Below are 23,326 nucleotides of genomic sequence, written 5' to 3' on the forward strand. Positions count from 1 at the left end.
ATGGCCACTCCCGTCCCGCTGCCCCTGTCCGGCACCCAGCTGCGCATCACCGCCGGGCCGTACGCAGCGACCGTCGCGGGCGTCGGCGCGACACTGCGCGAACTGACCCATGCGGGGCAGCCGTTGATCCTCACCTTCGACGCGGACGAACCGGCGCCCGCCGCTCATGGGCAGATCCTCGCGCCGTGGCCCAACCGACTCGCCCAGGGCCGCTACACGTTCGACGGATCGGCTCACCGACTCCCCCTGGACGAGCGGGATCCGGCAGCCGCGCTGCACGGCCTCGTCGCCTGGCAGACCTGGTCTCCGCAGCCCCGCGAGCGTGCGGACCGGGTCGCACTCACGCTCGATCTGGCGGCCCGGCCCGGCTATCCGTTCGCCCTGCACCTGCGCGCCGAGTACCGCCTTGACGCGGTGCGCGGACTCACCGCCCGTGTCACCGCGGCCAACCGGACCTCGCGGCCCGCGCCCTTCGGCCTCGGCGCCCACCCGTACCTGACCTTCGGCGGCTCCATCGACGGCTGCTCCGTACAACTGGGCGCCGACCGCTGCCTGCACCCGGACACCCGCATGCTGCCCGACGGGCCACCGCGCCCGGTCGAGGGAACCCCGCAGGACCTGCGTGACGCACGGGAGTTGAGGGGCCTCGTGCTCAATCACGCCTACACCGGTCTGCACCGCGACGCCGACGGCCTGGCCCGCGCCCGCTTCCGCTCCCCCGGCGGCGACGCGGTCGACCTCTGGGCCGACGCCTCCCTCGGCTGGCTCCAGCTCTACACCGCCGACCATTTCGGCCGCACCGGCCTGGCCGTGGAACCGATGACCTGCCCGCCGGACGCGTTCAACAGCGGCCACGACCTGATCGTCCTCGCCCCCGGCGAACAGCGGTCCGCCGCATGGGGCATTCAAGTGCGCGGAACCCGGGACACGACACACGAGGAGAGGGAATGACGGGAATGCAACGCTTCACCGATCAGGTCGCCGTGGTGACCGGGGCCGCCGTCGGCATCGGCGCGGCCACGGCGCGGCGGCTCGCCGCCGAGGGCGCGCTCGTCGTGCTGAGCGACATCGACGAAGAGCGCGGCGAGCGGACCGCGGCCGCGCTGCGCGACCAGGGCGCGCGTGCCGTGTTCGTCCGCGCCGACGTGGCCGAGGCGGCGGACTGGGAGCGCGTGCTCGACGCGGCGCACGCCCACGGCCCGGTGCGGGTCCTCGTCTCCAACGCGTACACCGTGGAGCTGGCCCCGGCCGGCGAGATGACCCAGGAGTCGTGGGAGCGGCAGGTGGCCGTCAACCTCACCGGCGGGTTCCTCGGCTTCAGGGCCGTGCAGCCCGACATGTCCGAGCACGGTGGCGCCGTCGTCTACACCTCGTCGGTCCACGCGCGCATGGGGCTTCCGGGCCGCCCGGCGTATGCCGCGACCAAGGGCGCGGTGCTCTCCCTGTGCAGTCAACTGGCCGTGGAATACGGGCCGTCGATCCGTGTCAACGCCGTCCTGCCCGGGCCGATCCTGACCGGTGCCTGGGACGGCATCGGCGCGGAGGAACGCAGGCGCAGCGTCGCCGAGACGGCGGCCCGGCGCTTCGGCACACCCGAGGAGGTAGCCGCGGCCATCGCGTTCCTCGCCTCCTCCGAGGCCGGTTTCGTCACCGGCACCAGTCTGCTCGTCGACGGGGGCTGGAGCGTCGTCAAGGCGTCGTCCTGACGGACCCCGCCACTCCAACTCCTGCTTCCGAAAGGTGCATACGCTCTGTGAAGATCGCACGTGTCGAGACGTTCCAGATACCCCCGCGCTGGCTGTTCTGCCGCATCGAGACGGACGACGGGCTCGTCGGATGGGGCGAGCCCGTGGTCGAGGGCCGGGCCGAGGTGGTGCGCACCGCCGTCGACACCCTCGCCGAGTACCTCATCGGCCAGGACCCGCTGCGCATCCAGGACCACTGGCAGGTCCTCACCAAGGGCGGCTTCTACCGGGGCGGTCCTGTGCTCTCCAGCGCGGTGGCCGGAATCGACCAGGCGCTGTGGGACCTGGCGGGCCAGGCCTACGACGCGCCCGTGCACGCCCTGCTCGGCGGGCCCGTGCGCGACTCCGTCCGCGTGTACGCGTGGGTGGGCGGCGACGAACCCGCCCAGGTGACCGAGGAGATCGGCGCACAGGTCGAGGCCGGCTTCACCGCGGTCAAGATGAACGCCTCCGGCCGCGTCTCGCCGCTGCCCGGCCCGGCGGAGGTCGACGCGATCGTCCAGCGTGTCGCCGCCGCCCGCGAGGCGCTCGGCCCACAACGCGATGTCGCCGTCGACTTCCACGGCCGCTTCACCCCCGCCGGGGCCCGCCAGGTGCTCGACGGGATCGCCCCACTGCGCCCGCTGTTCGCCGAGGAACCCCTGCTGCCCGAGCACGGACATCTGCTCCCGCGCCTGGTCGCGGGTACTGGTGTGCCCGTCGCGACCGGTGAACGCCTCTACGGACGCGGGGAGTTCCTGCCCGCACTGCAGGCGGGCATCGCCGTGGCACAGCCCGATCTGTCGCACGCGGGCGGCATCTCGGAGGTGCACCGCATCGCCTCGCTGGCCGACACCTTCGGCGCCCTCCTCGCGCCGCACTGCCCGCTGGGCCCGATCGCTCTCGCCTCAAGCCTCCAAGTCGCTTTCGCGACACCGAACTTCCTCATCCAGGAGCAGAGCCGGGGCATCCACTACAACCGCTCCGCCGACCTGCTCTCGTACGTCCTCGATCCCGAACCGTTCCGCTTCACCGACGGGCACGCGCACCGCACGACGCTGCCGGGGCTCGGGGTGCGGGTGGACGAGGCCGCGGTGCGCCAGGCCGACAGCACCGCGCACCGATGGCGCAATCCGGTGTGGCGGCACGACGACGGGAGCTTCGCGGAATGGTGACCTCCAGCCCTGTGGGTTCCGAGCGACTCGAACTCGGCGAGGGCGTGCGCTGGACGGAGCGTGGTCTCGTCCTCACCGACATCCTCACCGGCCGGCTGTTCTCCGCAGGTCCCGGGGGCACCCTGCGCGAGGAGGTGCGTCTGCCGTTCCCGCTGGGTGCGATCGCGCCCGTGGCCGGGACGCGGGACACGTGGATCGCCGCAGCCGACACCGGTATCTGTCTGCTCGAACCCGGGCGACCGCCGCGGTGGCTGTCCCACCCGGAGCAACATCCCGCGCGTCCGTTCCGGATGAACGACGCGGCAGCCGATCCCGCGGGGCGTTTCTGGGCCGGCTCCATGGCATACGACGCCCTCCCCGGCGGGGGCGCGCTGTTCCGCGTCGACCGCGACGGGACGGTCACCAGGGTCCTCGACGGGATGAGTGTGCCCAACGGACCGGCGTTCACGGCCGACGGCAGGACCCTGTATCTCGCGGACAGCCCGCTCGGCCGCATCCTCCGGTACCGGGTGGACCCTCGGACGGGTGCGCTCGACGGCGGCGAGCTCTTCGCGACCGTGGACTCCGGCAGTCCGGACGGCATGGTGGTGGACCAGGGCGGCGGAGTGTGGAGCGCTGTGTGGGGAGCGGGCGAACTGCACCACTACCGCGCCGACGGAGAGCTGGACGACGTCGTCCGGGCGCCCGTGCGCCAGCCCGCCGGTCTGTGCCTGGGCGGCGCGGACGGGCGGACCCTGTTCGTCACCAGCGCGCGCATCGGGCTCGCGGATCCCGGCCCACTCGACGGCGCGCTGCTACGGCTGCGGGTCGTCGTCCCCGGCACGCCTGCCTGCGCGTTCCGCCCTGAGTTCACCGAAGGCGGTCGGTCGGCACCGTGAGCCGCCGGGCGGTTCCGTCGGCCGGTTCCTCCAGTCACGTCCGCCTCTCAATTTTTAGTTAATTAGGAATTTTTGTTGACAGGGTCGACCCCTGCGGCAACAGTCGTCCGAGCGCTTCCCGTTCGGCTCTTGGACCGGCGGACGACACCCCTCATCAGTCATCACCTCAGGAGAGCTCTGTGACTTCACCCCGCGCAGCGACGCTCGGCACAGCCGCCCTCGCCGCCCTCCTCGTCGCGGCCACGCTGTCCCCGGCCGCTCCGGCCGCCGCGGCCGACCGCACCCCGGCACCCCCCCGGCAGCCCACCGATACGCCCCTCGCTCCGACCCCGTACATGGGCTGGAACACCTACTTCGGCCTCGGCGCGCCCACCGAGAAGGACGTCAAGAGCGTCGCCGACTTCCTGGTCGGCAGCGGGCTGAAGGAGAGCGGCTACAACATCGTCTGGCTGGACGGCGGCTGGCAGGCCGACACCCCGCGCGACAGCGAGGGCCACCTTGCCGCGAACGCCGAGCGCTTTCCGTCCGGCATCCCGGCCCTTGTCGACTACCTGCACCGCCGCGGCCTCAAGGCGGGTATCTACACGGACGCGGGCACGTACGACGGCGGCAAGAGCTGCGGGCTCGGCAGCCGCGGCCATTACAGCGAGGACGCACGGCAGTTCGCCGACTGGAAAGTCGACGCGATCAAGGTCGACTTCCTGTGCGGCATCGCTGAGAAGGCCGATCCGCAACCGGCGTTCAAGGAGTTCAGCGAGGCCGTCCGGAAGACCGGGCGGCCCATGCTGCTCAACCTCTGCAACCCGCTCACGGACGACTGGGGCGTACCGCACACCCCGGCGCAGGACGCGCACAACTCGTACCAGTTCGGGCCGCGCCTCGCGGACTCCTGGCGCACCGGCACCGACGTCGCCTTCGGCACCCCGTCCGAGAACCAGTGGCCGAACATCCTGCGCAACATGGACGCCAACATGGCGCATCCCGAGGCACAGAGCCCGGGTCACTACAACGACCCGGACTACCTGATCCCGCTGCGCAGGCTCAAGGACGGCACACCCGAACTCAGCACCGAGGAGTCGACGACCCAGCTCGTCCTGTGGGCGCTCATGGGGTCGCCGCTCGTCATCGGCTCCGATCCGCGCACCCTGCCGCAGGACATGATCGACACCCTGCGCAACCCGGAGATCATCGGCGTCGACCAGGACCCGCTCGCCATACAGGGTGTGCGCGTGGCGAGCGACGCGACCGGCGACGTCTACAGCAAGGTCCTCAAGGGTGCGGGCCACCGCACGGTCGTCCTCCTCAACCGCTCGGACACGGCGGCCAGGCGCACCGTCCGGTTCGCCGACGCGGGCCTGACCGGACCGGTGCGCGTCCGCGATCTGCGGGCCCGAGCCGACCGCGGCGTCCACGAGGGCTCCTACACCGTCGAGGTCCCCGCCCACGGCACGGCCTTCCTGAAGCTGGACGGCAAGGACACCGCGCCGGGCACGCGCCTGGGGGTACGGTCGCCCGCCGACCCGGCCGCCATCGGCCGTACCGTCTTCTCCACCACCTTCTCCGGGGACGTCGTCGTGAACGGCGCCTCCCTGGGCCGCCCCGGCGGCGGCCGGGTCACCGGCAAGCCGGTGGCCCGCGCCTACGGCGAGGGACGCATCGAGGTGTACGTCCGTGCCACCGACGGCCACCTGTACCGCAGGCAGCTCACCGACGGCCGCGCCACCAGCGGCTGGCGGCCTGTCGAGAGCCCGGCCGTCTCCTCCGCACCCGCCGTCGCCGGGGCCGGTGCGACGCCCGGCGCCCTCGCCGCCCTCGACCGCGAGGGCGGCCTGCTCGTCCGCTCGGCCACGGGCCACTGGCAGGAGTTGGGTGCCCCCGACGGCCTCGGCCTGTACGACGACCCGGCGGCCGTGACCGACGCCGACGGACGCGTACACGTCGCCGTCCGCGCCACCGACAGCTCCGTGTGGACCCGGGTCCGCGCCACCGACGGCACCTGGTCCGCATGGACCTCGCTCGGCGGCGCCACCAGCGCCTCGCCCGCACTCGCCCTCGACGGCGACACCGTACGGCTCGTCTCCCGCGCCGGCGACTACACCGTGTGGCAGCGCTCGCTCGCACCCGGCCGGGGCGACGGCGCATGGAGCGACTGGTCCAAGCGCACCGAGTTCCCCGGCGCCGCACTGGCAGGCGCGCCCGCACTCACCGGTACGCCGCTGACCGCCACGTTCCGGGGCGTCGACGGGCAGCTGTGGCGGGCCCCGCTGCCCGCGTCCGACTGACCGGCGGCCCTTCTCCGTCACCCGCACCCAGCCCGGGACCGCCACCGCACGGTCCGGCCCCGGGCCCTCCAGGAGTCACCATGTCCCCTTTGCCCAGCGGCAGTTCGCAGCTCAGCAGACGCCGCCTGCTCACGGGCGTCGGAGCGCTCGGCGCCGGCGGCGCACTGAGCGGCTGTGTCACGTCCGTGCGCTCCAGCGTCTCCTCCGGCGGCGACGTCACGCTGCAGTCCAACCTCTCCGCGCCCCAGGCGAAGGCCGCCCTGCAGAAGGTCGTCGACGCCTTCAACGCGCGCAACGGCGCCTCGGCCGCGCTGAACACCGTCGCCTCGGAGACCTTCCGCACCCAGCTGCCCACCTACCTGACGTCGGCCGACCCGCCCGACCTGTACACCTGGTACCCGGGTTCGGTGGCCGACGCGTACGCGCGCCGCGATCTCCTGCTCGACCTCGACGACGTATGGCGGAGCCCGGATCTGAGCCGGTACAGCAAGGCGCTCAAGAGGCTGTGCACCTCGCGTGCGGGCCACAAGGTGTTCGTGCCGACGAGCTACTACTGGTGGGGCTTCTTCTACCGGAAGTCGAACTTCAGGAAGTGGGGCGTGGACGAGCCACGCACCTGGGACGACTTCCTCGACCTGTGCGACACCCTCCAGCGCAAGAAGGTCACCCCCATCGGGCTCGGCGCGGGCAGCGGCACCGCGTGGGTCTCCTCCTCCTGGTTCGACTACCTCAACATCCGGATCAACGGCGCCCAGTACCACCGCGACCTGCTCGCGGGCCGGCACCGATTCGACGATCCCGAGGTGCGGCGCGTCTTCGACCGCTGGGACGAGGCACGCCCCTTCATCGACAAGCGCGGCACGGCCCTCGCCTTCCAGGACGCCACCACCGAACTGCTCCAAGGACGTACGGCCATGATGCTCATCGGCACGTTCTTCGCCGACTCCGTGCCCAAGGACCAACTCGACGACATCGACTTCTTCCGGTTCCCCGAGATCGACCCGAAGGTGCCGATGGCCGAGGAGGCGCCCACCGACGGCTACTTCGCCGGTGCCCGCACCCCGCGCGGCCGCCAGACCAAGGAGTTCCTGCGCTACCTCGCCACCGCCGAGGCGCAGGAGCTCTACCTCGAAGGATCGTCCGGCACCGCTCTGCCGACCCACCCCGACGCCAAGGACAGCGGAACGGCCCTGGTCAAGAAGGGCCGCGAACTCATCGAGTCGGCGACCGAAGTCACCCAGTTCTTCAACCGGGACTCCAGCGACGCGCTCTCGCCCACTGCCGACACCGCCCTCATCCGCTATCTGTCCGAGCCCGACCGCATCGGGTCGGTCCTCACGACCTGGCAGCGCGACGCCGAGAAGATCTGGGGGAAGTGACATGGCCGTCCTCGACACCGACACCCGGCCGGCCCCGGGCACGCGCAGGACGCCGTCCGCCCGCCGCCCGCGCCGCGGGGCCGCCACCCGGGTCCCGCCGCTCGTCGTCGCCTTCGTCCTCGTCCCGCTGCTCGCCGAGGGCTTCTGGGTGTTCTGGCCCGCACTGCAAGGCTTCTACCTCGCGATCACCGACTGGGACGGCATCTCGGTCGCGCACCTGATCGGCATCGACAACTTCCGCGAGATGGTCCACGACGCCGTCTTCCGGCACGCCCTGCTCAACACCGCGAAGTGGCTGGTGCTGTTCGGCGGTCTGTCCGCGCTGCTCGGGCTCGGCGCGGCGCTCCTGCTCCAGCAGGAACGCCGCGGCGTCGGCTTCTACCGGGCCGCCCTGTTCCTCCCGGTCGTCTTCTCCCTGGTCGCCACCGCGCTCGTCTGGCAGGCGATGTACCAGCCGGACGGGCTCATCAACCGCATCCTCGACGGAGTCGGACTCGACGGCCTCACCCGCTCCTGGCTCGCCGACCGCGACACTGCCCTGTACGCGGTCCTGCTGCCCGCACTCTGGCGGCAGATCGGCTACGTGATGGTCCTCTACCTCGCCGGTCTCAAGGGCATCGACCCCATGCTGTACGAAGCCGCGAAGGTCGACGGCGCGAGCCGCGTGCAACAGTTCCGGCACGTCACCATGCCTCAGCTCAAGAGCGTCAACGCGGTCGTCCTGTCGGTCATCGTCATCGACTCGCTGCGCTCCTTCGATGTGGTCTGGTCCCTGACCCGCGGCGGCCCCTACCACTCCTCCGAACTGCTGAGCACCTATATGTACTCGACGGCCTTCCAGTCGCTGCGCCTCGGCTACGGTTCCGCGCTCGCCGTCGTCATCTTCCTGCTGGCCTTCGGCGTCATCGCCTCCTATCTCGTCCGCGCCTTCCGGGAGGCCGACTGATGAACAGCCCCAGCGTGCTGCGCCGCCGCGCCGCCACCGCCGGATTCCACCTCGGCGCGGGAGCACTCGCCGTCCTGTGGCTCGTCCCGATCGTCCTCGTCGTGATCACCGCGACCCGGACGTTCGACGACATCGCGGCCAACGGCCTCGGCGCGGCCCCGCACTCGTTCAGCCTCGACGGATTCGGGCAGGCCTGGACCGACGGCGGCCAGAAGCAGGCCCTGATCAACAGCCTGCTCGTCACCGTCCCGAGCGTCCTGCTGTCGCTGCTGCTCGCGTCGATGGCCGCGTTCGCGCTCAGCCGGTACGCGCTGCCCGGCCGGCGCACCCTGCTCCTCGTCATGCTGGCGGGCAACCTGCTGCCCCCGCAGATCCTCCTGATTCCCGTGGCGAAGATGAGCGAACTGGTCGGCATCTACGACCAGTTGTGGGCGCTCATCGGCGTCCAGGTCGGCTTCGGCATCGGCTTCTACGTGTTCGTACTCCACGGCTTCATGCGATCGATCCCGCCGGAGGTGCAGCAGGCCGCGGTGATCGACGGGGCCGGACCCGCGACGATCTACTGGCGGATCGTGCTGCCGCTGGCCCGACCCGCTCTCGCCGCGCTCAGTGCCCTGTCCTTCACCTGGATCTTCAACGACCTGCTGTGGGCGATCAGCGTGCTGCGCACCGAGACGCACATGCCGATCACGGCGTCGCTGATCAACCTGCAGGGGCAGTACGTCTCGCAGTGGAACGTGATCGCGGCCGGCTCCGTCATCGCCGCGGCCCCGACCGTCCTCGTCTTCCTCCGCTTCCAGCGCCACTTCGTGGCGGGTCTCAATCTTGGAGCAGTCAAGTGAGCACCACCGAAAGGGCGTCGGACCGCTGGGTCCTGCGCACCGAACACACGGTCTACGCCGTCACGCTGGGCGGTGACGGCGAGGGCGACGGTCCCGGGGCGGGGATCTGGCCCGAACTCGCGGTGTGGGGGCCGACGGGCGCGCAGGACGGCCCGTCCCCGCTGGGCTGGTCGCGCCGCACGCACTTCGTCACCCCCGCCGACCTGGCGCCCGCCGAGTACATCCCGCACGGCCTTCGCCCGTTCAACGGCGCCGACCTGATCGCGAGCCGCCCCGGGCGCGAGCGCGGTGTGTGGTGGCGCTTCGTCGAGGCGCACCAGGAGGACGACAGCGGCCTCGACCTCACCTTCGACGACGATGTCCTCGGGCTGCGCGTCACCCTGCGCTACGCGACGGTGCCGGACACCGACGTGATCCGCCGCTGGGCCGAACTGACCTGCACGGGCAACGAGTCGCTGCGCCTGGAGCGCTTCGACTCGGCCGCGGTCAACGTGCCCGTGTCGGCGCACGGCACACGTGTGACGTATCTGACCGGTCAATGGTCGCAAGAGTTCCAGTTCACGCAGACCCAACTGAGGCGCGGCACGCTGGAGTTCGGCAGCACCCAGGGTGCGCCGGGCCACGCTTACGCCCCGTGGCTGGCCGTCCAGGACGCCGTTCACCCGGACCGTGGCACCGGGTCCCCCACGTACGGCATCGCCCTCGAATGGGCGGGCAACTGGCACATGGCCGTCGACGCGGAGCCCGGCGGCGCGGTACGGGTGCGTGCGGGCCGCGTCCCGCACGAGGGATCCGTGCTGCTCACCCCTGGCGAGACGCTGGTGACACCCATGCTGGCCTGCGCGTTCAGCCCGGACGGCCTGGACGGCCTGTCGCGGGTCTGGCACCGCTACGAGCGTCGCCTGGCCGGGGGCCGGCTCACGCGTCGGCGCCCCGTCCTCTACAACTCCTGGGAGGCGACCGGGTTCGACGTGCGGGCCGACCACCAGCTCGCCCTCGCCCGCCGAGCCGCGGATCTGGGCGTGGAGCTGTTCGTGGTCGACGACGGCTGGTTCAGCGGCCGGACCGACGACACCGGCGGTCTGGGCGACTGGGAACCCGATCCCGCACTGTTCCCCCACGGCTTCAACCGCTTCGTCGACGACGTGTGTGCTCTCGGGCTCGACTTCGGGCTGTGGGTGGAACCCGAGGCAGTCAGCCCTGGATCGAAGCTGCACGCCGAACACCCCGAGTGGGTCTATCGGTTGCCCCAGCGCACGGGACGCCGCGTCCGCAACCAGTTCCTCCTCGACCTCGGCCGTGACGACGTCCAAGAGTTCGTCCTCGACACCCTTGACCGGCTCCTGGGGCGGTACGACATCTCGTACCTGAAGTGGGACATGAACCGTCCGCCCACCGAACGCGGTCGCCCGGGAGAGGACTTCGCGGAGCGACTCGACCTGGACGCCGCGCACGTGGCGGGCTATCTGCGCGTCCTTGACCATCTGCGTACCCGCCATCCGCATGTCACCGTCGAGGGCTGCGCGGGCGGTGGCGGCCGCATCGACCATACGACGCTCGCCCGCACCGACATGGTGTGGCCCAGCGACAACACCGCACCGCTGGACCGGCTCTCCGTCCAGTACGGCTACTTGCATGCGCACGCCCCGCACACCATGAGCTCCTGGGTCACCGACGCGCGGGGCCTGTTCGACCCGCGGCCGCGTTCCCTCGCGTTCCGTTTCGTCAGCGCGATGACAGGCGTCCTCGGGATCGGCGCCGACCTCGGCACGTGGAGCGAGGAGCAACGGGCGTCGGCCGCCTGGTGGATCGCCCGGTACAAGAGCGTCCGGGACATCGTGCACCACGGTGAGACCCACCTGCTCGGGTCGCCGGACGAGCCGACGTTCGGGGTCGAGTCCGTCGCGCCCGACAGGTCCCGCATCGTGGTCGCCGCCCTGAGCACCGGCCGGCTCGACGGATCACCGCTCGTGCCCGGCCGTCCCGACCGGCTGCGCCTGCAAGGCCTCGACGCCGCCGCACGCTACCGCGACGAGGCCGACGGCACGGAGTACGGCGGCGCGTACCTGCGACACGTGGGCCTGCCACTGCGGTGGGACGCCGAGCACGATGCCGAACACGTGGTGCTGCGCCGCCTGTGACGTATGTCGAGACGGTGAGCCTCCGGCCGCATCCGATCACCACTGGCCCGGCCGCAAGTGTGCATCGATTGCGAGCGTTGCGCGGCGGCGCACCGGCCGGCGGCGTCAGTGTGTTGCCGACGCACATGATGGCGAACCCACTGCGTCGACCGGTAGTTGGCCATCGGGGATCCGAACTGCATGGCCGAGTCCGATTCGGGGGCCGACGGGTGCCGTCCTCGCTCCGATTCAGGTCACTGGATTCCGGTGGCTCCGGTCACCATGCGTTGATGACCGGCGCTTCGGGTTCGTGCTGCCGCCAGGCCTCGTTGAGGCGTGTGAGCCGGGCTGCGGCGGCGATGCCGCGCAGGGACGCGATCTTGCCGTCGCTGACTTCGAATGCCACGGCGCCCACGACCCGGTCGCCGACCACGGCGACGACGGCCGGGGAGCCGTTGAGCAGCGCGATATGCATCGCGGGCGAGCCGCCGGCCATCCGCCGCTTCGCCGGCGTGGGCTTGAAGCCGGCTCGTACGTATGCGGCGACCCGCTCGCGCGTCGTGTGACGCAGCAGCCGCTTGGCGAGTCCGGCGCCGTCCGAGAGTGCCGTCACGTCATCGGTGAGGAGCGCCACCAGCCGTTCGGTACGCCCCGATGTGGCGGCGGCGAGGAACTCCTCGACGACCCGGCGCGCGGACGCGGGGTCGGCCTCGCCGCCGCGGCGGCGCCCGGCGGCGACCCGGGCGCGGGACCGGTGGGCATGCTGCTGGCTCGCGGACTCGGTGATGTCGAGGATTCTGGCGATCTCGGCGTGGCTGTATGAGAAGGCCTCACGCAGGACGTAGACGGCCCGCTCGACCGGCGAGAGCCGCTCCAAGAGGGTCAGCACAGCCAAGGACACCGATTCGCGCTGCTCGAAGGTGTCGGCCGGGCCGAGCATCGGGTCGCCCTCGAGGAGCGGCTCGGGCAACCAGGCACCGGCCGCTCGCTCGTGGCGTACCTGCGCCGAGCGGAGCCGGTCGAGGCAGAGATTGGTGATGACCTTGGTCAGCCACGCTTCCGGCACATCGACCCGTTCGCGGTCCGCGGCCTGCCAGCGCAGGAACGTGTCCTGCACGGCGTCCTCGGCGTCGGCGGCCGAGCCGAGCAGACGGTACGCGAGCGAGGCCAGCCGGCCCCGGCTGGCCTCGAACCGATCGATGGCCGCGCTTTTCATGCGGAGCAGCCTATGCGGCGGCCCTCATACCAGCCCGGTCAGGCACGGTGGCCAGGCGGCGCTTGCGCTTCGGCATGCCGAAGGTCGGGTGGGCGATGCCGAACCCGGCCCCCTTGAGCACGCCCGCCTTGAGCCGCGCGGCGGAACGGCCGCCCAGATACCAGGACTTCGACCGGGCGTCCCCGTCCACCATCTGGAAGATCGCGTCCCGCCGCCCGAGGCTGATGTGGTTGCCGTGGTACTTCAGCCCGACGGTCGGGACCTCGCTGCCCGTCAGGCGAGCAATGATCGCGGCGGTCGCCTGCATGTTGGTGAAGCCGGCCGAGGCGCAGGACATCGGCAGCGGCAGGCCGTTGTCGCCGATCGCGTAGGCGCAGTCACCGGCGGCGTAGACGTCCGGGTGCGAGACCGAGCGCATGGTGCGGTCGACAGCGATCTGGCCGGTCTCGGCGACCTCCAGGCCGCTGGCGGCCGCGATGGGGTGCACGGCGAACCCCGCCGTCCACACGGTCACTTCGGCCGGGATGGACGTACCGCCGACGGCGATCGCCCGCGTCGGCTCGACAGCTTCGATGCCGGTGTGCTCGTGGACGGTGACGCCGAGCCGGTCGAAGGCCTGGCGCAGGTGACGGCGGGCCTTCGGGGAGAGCCAGGCGCCCAACTCGCCGCGGGCGGCGAGCGCGACCGGGAGGTCGGGCCGGGACTCGGCGAACTCGGTGGCGGTCTCGATGCCGGTCAGTCCCTCACCGACGACCAGCACGGCGGCGCCCTCGCCCAGGCCGGCCAGGCGCTCGCGCAGGCGCAGCGCCGAGGACCGGCCGGTCACATCGAAGGCGTACTCGGCCACACCGGGGACGCCATGGTCGGCCACGGAGCTTCCGAGCGCGTAGAGAAGCGTGTCGTACGCGAGCTCGCTGTCGCCGTCCTCGCAGGTCACGGCGACGGTCCTGCGCTCGGGGTCGATGCCGGTGACGCGGGCCAGGCGCAGCCGCACCCTGGTACCCGCGAATACGTCGGCGAGCTTGCGGAACGTGACGTCCTGGCCGATCGCGAGCTGGTGCAGCCTCATCCGCTCGACGAAGTCGGGCGCGGCGTTGACGACGGTGATCTCGGTGTCGGCCGGGGAGAGCCGGCGGGTCAGGTTTCCGGCGGCGAAGGCCCCGGCGTATCCGGCGCCGAGTACGACGATGCGGTGCTTCATGGCGTTGCTCCCTGTCTCGTTCGCGTGCCCCTTGAACGGGACGGCGCCCCGATTGCTGACAGGAGCCGGGTGTGACGCGGGTCACCGAACCAGGATGAGCAGCTTGGCTACGTACGCGACTACGGGAGCCGTTCGTCGTCCAGCCCTGGAGGCACCTTCGTACCGTGAAAGGTGACGTCTTCCAGTTTTGGTTCTGGATCACTTTCTGTGGTCGATTACGTATCGTGATCCTTCAGGGTGCCAGCCAAGGTGAGGGCAAAACCACAACGGCCCGCTAGCAGCGTCATCCTGGGGTGCGCCGCACAATGAGCGGATGACGTACACCGAGGATGCGGCCACCACGCAGGCCTGGGCGGCCCTGGGGGGCCGGCGCCAACTGGTCCCGAGCGTGTCCTTCGAGGGGGCGGGCGCTGTCCTGCCGTCGCGTTTGCCGGTGAGGGAGCTGGCGCGGGCCTGCGTGGGAGTGTCCTCACTGGCGGCGGCGGAACTGCTGGCGCTGCGCAACCGTGTGCCGGTGCCCGCGGTGCGGGTGAACGAGGCGGCGGTGGCCACCGCCTTCGTCAGTGAACGCCACCTGCGGATCGACGGCCGGACTCCGACGTCCTTTGCTCCGCTGTCCGGGTTCTGGCAGGCAGCCGACGGATGGGTGCGCACTCACGCCAACTACCCGCACCACCGTGCCCGGCTGCTCAGCGCCCTGGGTATCGCGGACACGGGACATGACCAGGCTCTGGTGGGCATGCTCTCGAAGGAACTGGCATCGCGTCCGGCACGGGAGGTCCAGGAGACCGTCTACGCGGCGGGTGGCCTGGCCGTGGCTGTGGCTTCAGCACCCGCTGAAGCCGGACCTGCTCTGGTCGAGACGCGGCGCATGGGTCAGAGCAGCCCCCGGCTGCTGGCGCCCGCATCCGTGCCGGCCCAAGGAGTGCGGGTCCTGGACCTGACCCGCGTCATCGCCGGCCCCGTGGCCACCCGCACACTGGCGCTCCTGGGCGCCGACGTGCTGCGCGTGGACGCTCCGCAGCTCCCCGAGGACGCGGACGCCCACGCCGACACCGGCATGGGCAAACGCTCCACGCTGCTGGATCTCGCCGGCCCTGGCGACCGGCACACCTTCGAGGGCCTTCTCAGCCAGGCAGACGTCGTGGTGACCGGCTACCGCCCCGGCGCCCTGGACCGGCACGGACTGGCCCCCGACGCGCTCCTGGCCCGGCATCCCGACCTGATCGTCGCCCAGCTGTGCGCCTGGGGCTGGTCCGGTCCCTGGGCCGAGCGCCGCGGCTTCGACAGCCTGGTCCAAGCCGGTACCGGTATCGCCGCGATCGAGGCCACGACCGACGGCCGCCCCGGTGTACTGCCCGCACAGGCGCTGGACCACGGAACCGGGTATCTGCTCGCCGCTGCCGTCCTACGTGCACTGAGCGACCGACAGGCCACCGGCGGCGGGCGGCATCTTCGCCTCTCCCTGGCCGGCACGGCCTCCTGGCTGCTGCACGACATCCCCGCCACCTCCGCCCAGGGCGAAGCCGACCTCTCCGACCCCGGATCCTGGCTCACCGAGACCGGATCGCCCTACGGTCTGCTGCGTCACGCCCTGCCCGCGGTCCACTATGACGGCGCACCCGCGAACTGGAACCGTGCACCGACCCAGTGGGGCGCCGATCTGCCGAACTGGGCCTGAACGGGAGCGACGGCACGGCCGAGCCGTTGTGGCTCTTGGCCTCACCTTGGCTGGACCCCCTTCACGCAATTCGAACTGCACTACAACACCCACCGGCCCCACCAAGCGACAGACCAAACAGCCCCCCCCCTACGCGCTGCCCCCGAACCACACCCCACGCACAGATCACCCAACTGAAAGTGCGCCGGAGAGACCGCCTCGGCGGAGTCCTCCACAAGTACCAGCATGCCGCTTGAACTGCACGGATGGAGTTTTCGGCAGGCGTACAGTTCCCGTAACGTCGCCGAGAACCGCCGGCGCCGACGGGCGGGGCGCGCGACGTGGCGCCACGACTACCTCCGCGCGGGCACCACCACCCAGCGGTGGGCGTCGAGGGAGGCGCTCGCCGCCCAGGACGCCACCCCGCACATGATCGAGGCCGACGCGGCCAGCCCGGCATTCCGCGCGAGTCCCGCGCAGGTCGTCATGGCCGACGCCGAGTTCCTGGCCTGACGCCGCGTCTGACTCACCTGGCCGAAGGCCGGGTGCGGCCAGCGGCGCATCGCCCGGCAGATCCCACCCTGTGCGGTTCACGGCCCGGCAAAATCGCTCCGGCATTCTGATGATCGAGGGCGTGTCCCGGTACGGGCAACTGGACATCTAGGGCGCCGAGCCTACGGTTTCCTCCAGCGCACAGCTTCCGGTTCTCTTCGAGGGGTCCGGAGCCGTCCCGAGGAGAAGAGACGAAATGATGGTTCGCAGAGCAGTGACTGGGTGCGCGTCGGTGGCGCTGGCATCGGTAGCGATGGCGGGCTTCGCACAGGCGGATGCTCAGCCAGCGCGGGCGTCTGATGCAGCGCAAGCGGCACCGAGGGTCACACTCACCCCGGCTACGGCCAAGCAGAAGAGTGCGGTCACGGTGAAGGTCGTGGGCGCCCCGAAGACGTGCCGTTCGGTTCAGGCCAGGTCCGATGCCTTCGTCAGGACGGTGGCGCTGGCGAAGAAGGGGAACCCGCCGGTGTACTCGGGCCGGGCAGGAGTGAAGGCGAAGGCCGCCCCCGGCTTCCACCAGGTCACGGTGGGCGGTGTCGGCTGCGGCAAGTGGGTGGCGAAGGCCAGGCTCACTGTTCTTGCGCCGCCCAAGCCGACGCCGAAGGTGGTCAAGGGCACCGTCACCTCGAAAATCGGGCTCAACGTACGCAAGCAGCCGACCTCCGGCTCGGCGGTCACCGGGACCTACCGCAATCGGCAGACCATCGACCTGATCTGCAAGAAGGCCGGGCAGCCGGTCGGTGGCAACCGCACCTGGTACCAGGTCAAGACGCCCAAGGGCTGGGTCACCGCCCGCTACGTCAAGGCCCACGGCACGGTGCCCACCTGCAAGTGACCTCGTGGGACTGAGTCCCAGCACGCCGTGGCTCAGCGACCGGGCAGCCGGACGCGTCAGCGCGTCCCGTCGCCCCTTAACAACCGTCTTAATCGCATGAGTTGACACCGCCCACGCCGCCCACCCGGCCGCGACGCCGAGTCCGTACAGCGCCGCTGTACGAATGAACTTCTCCAGCCGTGCGGCATGGGAAGGCAAGGACAGGTGACCGCCCGGTGTTCGGATTGACCTCGTCGATCGTCGAGTGATGACAAGCGGACAACGGACAGGTGGCATGTATGACGGAGACAGGTCGAGTGCGCTATCCCACCCGGAGGTCTGTGCTGGGCCTCGGGGCGGTGGGCGTGGGTGTGGCCCTGGCCGGCGGGCAGGCGTTCGCGGCGGCGGGCGCGGTGCCGCAGCGGCAGGCAGAGCTGAGGTGGTCGGAACCGGGCAAGCTCTGGTTGCGGGGCGTCAAGCTGCACCACACCACCGTGCTGCAGTCCTTCGCCTTCGACGAGCGCAACCGGCACATCTACGCGCTCCAGGTGATCCCGTCCGGCAAACGGCTTCCGGGCGAGTCCCGCACGTACTCTCACGATGAGCGCGTACACAACGGCGACCTGTGTCTCAACAGGCTCGCCATGGACGGCACACGACTGGACCACATGTACCTGAAGGGCTTCGGGCACGGCACCACCGTCGCTGTCGAGCGAGCGCCGTCAGGCGGGACGGCGCTGTGGACGGAGTGGGACGCCAAACCGTCCTCCGGCTACGGGCGCGGAGTGTGCCGGTTCCGCTACACGGCGGGCAAGGTGCTCACCGGCAACAGCGCGGGCCTGGACACCTTCCGGCCCCAACCCGGCAGCATCAACAACAACGCTGCTCTCGACACGGCCCACGGGCGCCTGCTACTGCGCTACCGACGGTCCGGCCTGCCCCGCTACACGCTGTACGACCTCGACCGGTTCGCCGCCCGTGACTTCCGCCCGCTCGCCGACTTCCCGCAGCCCGGTGCGGAAAGCGGCCTTCCCTTCCAGGGCATGGCCCTCCACGGCGCCTACGCCTACCAGCTCCTGGGCAGTGCGTACGGCCCGGACAATCCACGCAAGGGGGGCGGCAACACCCGGCTGTTCCGCATCGGCATGCCGGACGGCCGGTACGTGAGCGAGAAGCTCGACCGGACGGACCCGGGACTCGGCAGGCGCGAGCCCGAGGGTCTTGCCGTCAGAGCGGGCCGCAACGGCGGGCTGTACATGGGCTTCGCCCACGGACCGGCCAGGGGCCGCAGACTCTCCCTGTACCGCAAAACCCTCTGAGTCTTCCTCGGCCGGCTTCCTCCTGTGCCGCTCGGAATCTCATCGCCGCTGTTCAGGGGCGAGCTTCCGTACGGCAGCGGAGACTGGGACCCTAACCGGATGATCTTGTCGACGGTGCACTCGGCAGTTCGGTGTCTGCTGTCGGTACCCGTCGTGTTGCTGCGCCGAAACCCCCGCCAGGGACGCGGAGTTGAATTCCCTGCAGCGTCCTGATTCCTGCCCGACCTCAGGACCCCGCCGCGCGGCGGGGTCCAGCAGGACGGTGAACGCCTCCATGCATTGCTGGCCTCGGGAACAGCGGTGAGGATTCGCCCCATACAGGGCGCCGCGGCCCGGCAGCCGACACTGATCCCGTTGCGTAGCACGGAGCTGCCTCGCCTGACCCGGCCTGGAGGTCGGGTGGTCACTCTCAGCTCCATCGCCGCTCTGCGGGGCAACGGCGCCTATGGGGCAATGAAGTTGCAAATGCGCCAGCACGGCGGTGCGTTCGACAGCGTGTCGGCCCGTTCGCCTGCTGGTCATGCCGCCCCTGCAGTCGATCAGTACGAGGTCCCTATCCCTCGCCGCAATGAGATCCGGGAACCAGCGAATGGAACTGCCGGTCTTCCGGAGCGCGCATAAGTCCCCGCCTGTGTGAACGGCGTCGATCTAGACCGCGTGACGCCAGAAGACAGTTCCGCCTACCTGTGCCATGCGGTAAGGCGAGGCCCACTCGCTGGCACCACGGAGTACCCACCAAGATCCGGACCAGGCGCGGACCAACTCGGCTTCGAAGCAGGCGATACCACCCTTTGCCACAGGTCAGAAGCGCGGTCAGGCTTGTACCACCAGCAGACGAAGAACATGCTGACCCGTTTGCGGGGGACGGCGCAGTGTCGGCGAGCCCACCTTCTTCGGTCTTCAGCTCAGGGACACGGCCCGCCCCGTGAACCCCGTTGCCCCACCCTGCGGCGGACCCCGCTGGCACCGCCCCCAACCGGGCTGTTCGGCGGGCAGCTGCCCACTCCCCTTCCAGCCCCGATCCAGCACGGTACGGATAAGCAGGGATGACGGCAGGTGACGGCAGGTCAGAAAATCCAGCCCCAATCCAGCACGGGCACAGATTCGGGGCCGCACCCAGAAGGGAACGGCCCCAACTGACCCGCACGTTTGCCGAGTTCAGCAGACCCGGCGCTACAGCAGCCCCTTCACGTTGTCGCCGAACGTCTGCGTCACGGCTGTCACCTGCACAAACAGCCCCATCTTCCGGCATATCCAGCACCGATCCAGCACGGTCGGGTGCGGCCATCGCATCACGCCGCGGCGTGATATCCATCGGGCCGTTCCGGGGCCACCGTCGGCACCGGAACCGGTTCAGGGCGCATTGCCTTCTGCATGATCGCGCGGCAGCGATCCCACGCAGCAGGAACGAGATGACCATAAATGTCGACGGTCGTCTTGATCGACTTGTGGCCCAGCCAGCGTGAGACTTCGTGAATCGGAACACCATTCGCCAGCGCTGTCGAGGCGAAGAAGTGGCGCAGGCTGTGCGGCGTGTACTTGGGCGTCCCGTCCGCCTTCACGAGGCCGGCACGCTTCAGCGCCGTACTGAAATGGTGGCCGTATGTCTTGGCAGTCGGCACGGTCTCGTTCTCGCGATTGTGCGGCGTAAAGTACACCATCATGCCGCCACGTCGCACCGCGCCCCAGTCCTCAAGGTGCGCGGTCATCTCCGCGTCGAGGAACGGCGCTGTGGGGATGTCCCGGTACTCCCCCTCGCACCGATGCTTGAGCGGGATGAAACGGAACTTGCAGTCTGCGCGGTTCCCCTTCGCATTCACCTGCCATCGGACGCGGATGAACCCCGTCCGTCGACATTCGACGTCAAATGCGAGGGTCTCACTGATACGGAGCCCTACACCTGCTTGCAGGTAGACGGTCAACTTGTAGTGCGGAGTGATGTGCTTGGCGATGAGATCGACTTCTTCCAGGGTGGGAATCTCATCCTCGTTCACAGCGGCAGAACCAGCGCGCGGAAGCTTGACCCCGTCAACTGGATTGACCGGGATTAGTTTCTCTTGGACGGCAGTCCTGAACAGGTGCCCGACCATGTTCATCCGGTCACGCACTGTCGTCGCGGCGAGCTTCCTGCTGGCGTCGGCCACGAACTTGGCGATGTCCCGTTCTCGGATACTCGCGACTGTCTTGTGCCCCAGATGCGGGAGGAGGTGATTTCGGAGGAAGCCCTCCTGGTTTCCGTACGTGCGCTCGCTGACGATCTGGCGCTCCAGCCAGTCCTCGGCATACGCCCGCAAGCTGATCTCGCCGCGCTTCGGATCCAGGAGTGCACCCAGGTCCTTATCATGCTCGATCTTCACTGCGAACTGGTCCGCCAGGACCTTCTTTGCGAAGCTGCTTTCACGTTGACGCCCCGTGCGCCCGCCAGCCGCCCGATACCGCACTGTCCACTCGTGCCCACAACGCGCCTTTTCGCATGGGTAGTTCAGACTTCGCTTGTCAGTCTTGCACCGCTGATAGACCTTGGCCATTCGACTTCCTTCTTGCTCGGGCCAGAGGCCCCGGAGCCTCACCCGTAGTGCTTGTCCAGGTAGGCAACGACGTCGCGTTCGCGGAACCGCAGAAGGCGTCCGACCTTCTGCGGCTTGATGCCCCAGAAGCGGTACTTGTTTCTGACGGTGGTCGGACTGACCCTGAGCCACGCTGCGACCTCTTCCGGGGTCAACAGCCGATTACTTCCGCCTCGTGTCATACGCGCGCCGTTCCGGGACGGGACATCGTCGTGATCTCCTACCGTGCTCGGTTCGGGGCGCGCGAACGTAAGGCGGTCCGGCATGGGCGCCGGATCGGCGGACCACGATGGACGCTCCATCTCGGCCGTGGCGTCAAGCCCGCGATCTTGTTCGTGTCCCTGGGGTGGAAAGGAGGCGTTCATGGCCGGCCCGGCCCTCGGCAACCGCCCCACAGTGGGTTGTCGCCAAATGGCGGTCCGCATTGGGACAGCAAAATCCCGAGGGCATAAGCGGCTTGCCGGGGCACGACGCTGTTGCCGAGCAAGCGCAGCTGCGCCGCTCTGGAGAGGCCTCCGGCGGTGACCCATCCTTCGGGCAGGCCCATCATCCATTCGACGAATTCGGCGGACAGCCGACGCGCGCCGGGCACGGTGGCCATGGGCGCGGCACGTTCGGTCACTCGCTCCCAGCGGCGGATGGCGGGCAGGTAGTCGCCCCACCAAGGGGCAGGTGAGTGACCACCGTTCGTAGATTCATGCCGCCCTTGCGTTTCGGAGTCGTGCCCGCGCCGCCCCTCCCGTCCGACGAGGTCGGGGTGGGCAGCAGCCGCTCGGTCTGTTGGGCTGGGGTGAGGGGGTGCTTGGTGTCCGCGCGTGTGCCGGCGGGCGATGGCGAGACAGGCTGAGGCACCGGGGCAGCACCCGTCGCGGTACTCGGATCTGCGAGTGTCGCCGCGGTGGAGGCCAGGGTGAGGCTGCCGTTGCCGTGGCGCTGGTTCGGGGAGCCCTTGGCACCGTCGCTGGCGGTTGGGGTGGGCAGGAGATGTTCGACCTCGTCGGCGAGCGTGGGGCCGTGCCCGCCCGCCTTGCGTTTGGCAGGGTGCTGGGATCCGCCGATCACACCGAGGTTCGCCGTCGGCGTCTTCAACAGAGCACACCCGGCCCACTGTTGTGGGCCAGGCGGTGACGAAGACCCGCTCGCGCCGGTGCGGGGCACCGACGTCACTGGCGCGTACGCAGCGCCATGCTGCGTCATACCCGCGGTCGGCCAGGTCGCCGAGTAGCACTCCCAGCGCCCGCATCGAGGGTTGTCCGGGCGCGTCTCCCAGCGGCGGCTTTCCGGGTTCCAGCGGGCGAAGAGGGCTTGTTCCGGAGCGGGTTGAGAGCAAACCGCGGACATTCTCGATCACCACCAGGCGGGGACGCAGGATGCGGATGGCCTCGGCGGCGTACTGCCACAGGCCCGAGCGGGCACCGGAAAGTCCGGTGCGCGGCCCAGCCACGGACAGCTCCTGGCAGGGAAAGCCCGCAGTGAGGACGTCGACGGGCTCGGCCTGTTTCCAGTCGGCTGCCCGGATGTCTCCCAGGTTCGGCGTCGTGGGCCAGTGCCGGGCCAGGACCTGGACGGCGAGCGGGTCGTTCTCGGCGTGCCAGGCGATACGGCCGCCGAACGCGGCCTGGACGCCGAGGTCCAGGCCGCCCACTCCGCTGTAGAGCGAGCCGATCCGCAGCTCAGCGGCGGCCATCGCGGACTCCGGCGGCGCAGGTGCGGGAGCGGAAGGTGGCCGGGGTGGGTGGCTTGGTCCGCCGACCATGCGGGCTGGCCGGGTGTCGGCGCTCGCGAGGTGAGGAAGTGGGCGGGGGCGGGGTGGGGCGGCGTACGACGAGGGTGTCCTCGTGCACGATCAGCGCCAGCGGGAGGCCGGCGCGGCGGGCGTCGCCGACGTTCTTCATCTGGAAGAACGAGGGACGGGCGATGAGCCGGCCGTCGCGGATACCGGCAAGGAGGGCGATGTTGCGCTCGACGGGGATGAGCCCGGCGCTCTCGGCGGCGGTCAGGACGGCGGAGGGCAGATCGATGAGTTCGCCGCGATCGCGCCAGGGACGCGTGGTGATCACGGCGTGGCCGCCGGGGCGCAGGGCTTGGCGGCACTGAATAAGGATGTCGGTGAAGGCCTCCAGGAGGACGTCGAGGCCGACGTGGGCGAGATTGTTGGGGTCGCTGCTGTAGCGGTAGTCCCTTTTTGTCACGCCGCGTTCACCGGACTCGCGGGTGGAGCGGACCTGACCGTGCACGCTGGCCCCATACGGCGGGGAGGTGACGACGAGGTCGACCAGGCCGTGGAACGCGGCGGGAATGTGGGCGGTGAGCTGGCGGGCATCGCCGCAGTAGACGGCACCGGAGCAGGTGACGCCCTGGCGTTCGGCGTGACGGAGGTTGGCCTGGGCGATCTGCGCCCACTTGGGTTCGTACTCGGTGCCCAGCGCGTGGCGGCCGAGGTGGAGGGCTTCGACCAGGGTGGTGCCGATGCCGCACATCGGGTCCAGGACCAGGCCGCCGGGCTCGGTGTAGGTGGTGATCGCGTGGCGGGCGATCGCGGGGAGCATTTTGGCGGGGTGGGCGGCCGAGCCGGGCACGTAGCGGTCGGCGCGCTGGGCGGGGGCGGAGGTGGGTGCGGTGTTCCACACCGAGTCGAAGTTGGGCACGGG

General features: G+C 70.3%; 19 protein-coding genes and 1 pseudogene. 13 read left to right on the forward strand and 7 right to left on the reverse strand.

The genetic code is table 11. The features are described from left to right. From ACFQ7F_RS07575 to ACFQ7F_RS07615, 9 genes are all read left to right on the forward strand, one after another. Nucleotides 1-951, forward strand: coding sequence for an aldose 1-epimerase family protein (locus ACFQ7F_RS07575; RefSeq protein WP_383267589.1), 951 nt, complete (start codon nucleotides 1-3; stop codon nucleotides 949-951). Further along, complete coding sequence (locus ACFQ7F_RS07580; RefSeq protein WP_383267592.1) at nucleotides 948-1,706, forward strand: SDR family NAD(P)-dependent oxidoreductase; 759 nt, start codon at nucleotides 948-950, stop codon at nucleotides 1,704-1,706. Before ACFQ7F_RS07575 ends, ACFQ7F_RS07580 begins: the two co-directional genes overlap by 4 nt. 47 nt (nucleotides 1,707-1,753) lie before the next feature. Then, entirely contained in the window at nucleotides 1,754-2,899 is a 1,146-nt protein-coding gene (gene dgoD, locus ACFQ7F_RS07585) for a galactonate dehydratase (protein ID WP_383267595.1), read from the forward strand. Then, on the forward strand, nucleotides 2,893-3,777 hold the full coding sequence (locus ACFQ7F_RS07590; RefSeq protein ID WP_383267598.1) for an SMP-30/gluconolactonase/LRE family protein: 885 nt from the start codon (nucleotides 2,893-2,895) through the stop codon (nucleotides 3,775-3,777). The genes dgoD and ACFQ7F_RS07590 overlap by 7 nt, the downstream gene beginning before the upstream one ends. A 179-nt stretch (nucleotides 3,778-3,956) precedes the next feature. Then, a complete protein-coding gene (locus ACFQ7F_RS07595; protein ID WP_383267600.1) occupies nucleotides 3,957-6,059 on the forward strand; it encodes a glycoside hydrolase family 27 protein in 2,103 nt (700 codons plus the stop codon). 80 nt (nucleotides 6,060-6,139) lie between these two features. Beyond that, nucleotides 6,140-7,438, forward strand: a complete 1,299-nt coding sequence (locus ACFQ7F_RS07600) for an ABC transporter substrate-binding protein (protein ID WP_383267602.1) — start codon at nucleotides 6,140-6,142, stop codon at nucleotides 7,436-7,438. Nucleotide 7,439: 1 nt separating this feature from the next. Beyond that, nucleotides 7,440-8,384 (forward strand): carbohydrate ABC transporter permease, encoded by a 945-nt coding sequence (locus ACFQ7F_RS07605; protein WP_383267605.1) that lies wholly within the window; start codon nucleotides 7,440-7,442, stop codon nucleotides 8,382-8,384. Beyond that, nucleotides 8,384-9,226: a carbohydrate ABC transporter permease gene (locus tag ACFQ7F_RS07610; RefSeq protein WP_383267608.1), complete on the forward strand. Its 843-nt coding sequence runs from the start codon at nucleotides 8,384-8,386 to the stop codon at nucleotides 9,224-9,226. Before ACFQ7F_RS07605 ends, ACFQ7F_RS07610 begins: the two co-directional genes overlap by 1 nt. Further along, the gene (locus ACFQ7F_RS07615; RefSeq protein WP_383267611.1) at nucleotides 9,223-11,367 is read left to right on the forward strand and encodes an alpha-galactosidase; all 2,145 of its coding nucleotides are present in this window, start codon (nucleotides 9,223-9,225) and stop codon (nucleotides 11,365-11,367) included. Before ACFQ7F_RS07610 ends, ACFQ7F_RS07615 begins: the two co-directional genes overlap by 4 nt. Before the next feature lie 256 nt (nucleotides 11,368-11,623). Here ACFQ7F_RS07615 and ACFQ7F_RS07620 read toward each other — a convergent pair whose 3' ends face one another. Next, a complete protein-coding gene (locus ACFQ7F_RS07620) occupies nucleotides 11,624-12,562 on the reverse strand; it encodes a sigma-70 family RNA polymerase sigma factor (RefSeq protein ID WP_383267614.1) in 939 nt (312 codons plus the stop codon). Nucleotides 12,563-12,572: 10 nt separating this feature from the next. Then, on the reverse strand, nucleotides 12,573-13,763 hold the full coding sequence (locus tag ACFQ7F_RS07625; RefSeq protein ID WP_383267617.1) for an NAD(P)/FAD-dependent oxidoreductase: 1,191 nt from the start codon (nucleotides 13,761-13,763) through the stop codon (nucleotides 12,573-12,575). A gap of 463 nt (nucleotides 13,764-14,226) precedes the next feature. On the opposite strand from ACFQ7F_RS07625, the gene ACFQ7F_RS07630 reads away from it, so the two are divergent. The 4 genes from ACFQ7F_RS07630 (at nucleotide 14,227) to ACFQ7F_RS07645 (ending at nucleotide 18,108) form a co-directional block, all read left to right on the forward strand. Next, nucleotides 14,227-15,444, forward strand: coding sequence for a CoA transferase (locus ACFQ7F_RS07630; protein ID WP_383267710.1), 1,218 nt, complete (start codon nucleotides 14,227-14,229; stop codon nucleotides 15,442-15,444). Nucleotides 15,445-15,669: 225 nt separating this feature from the next. Then, a complete protein-coding gene (locus ACFQ7F_RS07635) occupies nucleotides 15,670-15,936 on the forward strand; it encodes a hypothetical protein (protein ID WP_383267620.1) in 267 nt (88 codons plus the stop codon). 415 nt (nucleotides 15,937-16,351) lie between these two features. Next, nucleotides 16,352-16,810 (forward strand): SH3 domain-containing protein, encoded by a 459-nt coding sequence (locus ACFQ7F_RS07640; protein WP_383267622.1) that lies wholly within the window; start codon nucleotides 16,352-16,354, stop codon nucleotides 16,808-16,810. 278 nt (nucleotides 16,811-17,088) lie between these two features. Then, entirely contained in the window at nucleotides 17,089-18,108 is a 1,020-nt protein-coding gene (locus ACFQ7F_RS07645; protein WP_383267625.1) for a teichoic acid biosynthesis protein C, read from the forward strand. A gap of 1,292 nt (nucleotides 18,109-19,400) precedes the next feature. On the opposite strand, the gene ACFQ7F_RS07650 is transcribed toward ACFQ7F_RS07645, so the two are convergent. The 5 genes and pseudogenes from ACFQ7F_RS07650 to ACFQ7F_RS07670 all read right to left on the reverse strand — a co-directional run bounded on the left by ACFQ7F_RS07650 (nucleotide 19,401) and on the right by ACFQ7F_RS07670 (nucleotide 23,323). Next, nucleotides 19,401-20,636 carry a tyrosine-type recombinase/integrase gene (locus ACFQ7F_RS07650; RefSeq protein ID WP_383267628.1) on the reverse strand — a complete coding sequence of 412 codons (1,236 nt, stop codon included), beginning with the start codon at nucleotides 20,634-20,636 and terminating at the stop codon, nucleotides 19,401-19,403. Nucleotides 20,637-20,674: 38 nt separating this feature from the next. Then, nucleotides 20,675-20,830 carry a helix-turn-helix domain-containing protein gene (locus tag ACFQ7F_RS07655; RefSeq protein WP_383267630.1) on the reverse strand — a complete coding sequence of 52 codons (156 nt, stop codon included), beginning with the start codon at nucleotides 20,828-20,830 and terminating at the stop codon, nucleotides 20,675-20,677. A gap of 463 nt (nucleotides 20,831-21,293) precedes the next feature. Further along, on the reverse strand, nucleotides 21,294-21,764 hold the full coding sequence (locus tag ACFQ7F_RS07660; RefSeq protein ID WP_383267721.1) for a hypothetical protein: 471 nt from the start codon (nucleotides 21,762-21,764) through the stop codon (nucleotides 21,294-21,296). Between the two features lie 40 nt (nucleotides 21,765-21,804). Then, nucleotides 21,805-22,431: pseudogene (locus ACFQ7F_RS07665) on the reverse strand (DNA cytosine methyltransferase); the annotation flags it as partial. Next, nucleotides 22,349-23,323, reverse strand: coding sequence for a TRM11 family SAM-dependent methyltransferase (locus tag ACFQ7F_RS07670; RefSeq protein ID WP_383267633.1), 975 nt, complete (start codon nucleotides 23,321-23,323; stop codon nucleotides 22,349-22,351). The gene ACFQ7F_RS07670 and the pseudogene ACFQ7F_RS07665, both read right to left, overlap by 83 nt. Nucleotides 23,324-23,326 lie beyond the last annotated feature (3 nt).

Source organism: Streptomyces sp. NPDC056486, from assembly GCF_042795295.1.
In the GTDB taxonomy this organism is placed as follows: domain Bacteria; phylum Actinomycetota; class Actinomycetes; order Streptomycetales; family Streptomycetaceae; genus Streptomyces.

What these genes read in the sequence shown, in the direction of transcription:
- ACFQ7F_RS07590 (WP_383267598.1), top strand. Translation starts at nt 2,893, where the DNA reads ATGGTGACCTCCAGCCCTGTGGGTTCCGAGCGACTCGAACTCGGCGAG.
- ACFQ7F_RS07600 (WP_383267602.1), top strand. Translation starts at nt 6,140, where the DNA reads ATGTCCCCTTTGCCCAGCGGCAGTTCGCAGCTCAGCAGACGCCGCCTG.
- ACFQ7F_RS07645 (WP_383267625.1), top strand. Translation starts at nt 17,089, where the DNA reads ATGACGGAGACAGGTCGAGTGCGCTATCCCACCCGGAGGTCTGTGCTG.
- ACFQ7F_RS07605 (WP_383267605.1), top strand. Translation starts at nt 7,440, where the DNA reads ATGGCCGTCCTCGACACCGACACCCGGCCGGCCCCGGGCACGCGCAGG.
- ACFQ7F_RS07635 (WP_383267620.1), top strand. Translation starts at nt 15,670, where the DNA reads ATGCCGCTTGAACTGCACGGATGGAGTTTTCGGCAGGCGTACAGTTCC.
- ACFQ7F_RS07610 (WP_383267608.1), top strand. Translation starts at nt 8,384, where the DNA reads ATGAACAGCCCCAGCGTGCTGCGCCGCCGCGCCGCCACCGCCGGATTC.
- ACFQ7F_RS07625 (WP_383267617.1), bottom strand. Translation starts at nt 13,763, where the DNA reads ATGAAGCACCGCATCGTCGTACTCGGCGCCGGATACGCCGGGGCCTTC.
- ACFQ7F_RS07580 (WP_383267592.1), top strand. Translation starts at nt 948, where the DNA reads ATGACGGGAATGCAACGCTTCACCGATCAGGTCGCCGTGGTGACCGGG.
- ACFQ7F_RS07575 (WP_383267589.1), top strand. Translation starts at nt 1, where the DNA reads ATGGCCACTCCCGTCCCGCTGCCCCTGTCCGGCACCCAGCTGCGCATC.
- ACFQ7F_RS07620 (WP_383267614.1), bottom strand. Translation starts at nt 12,562, where the DNA reads ATGAAAAGCGCGGCCATCGATCGGTTCGAGGCCAGCCGGGGCCGGCTG.
- ACFQ7F_RS07650 (WP_383267628.1), bottom strand. Translation starts at nt 20,636, where the DNA reads ATGGCCAAGGTCTATCAGCGGTGCAAGACTGACAAGCGAAGTCTGAAC.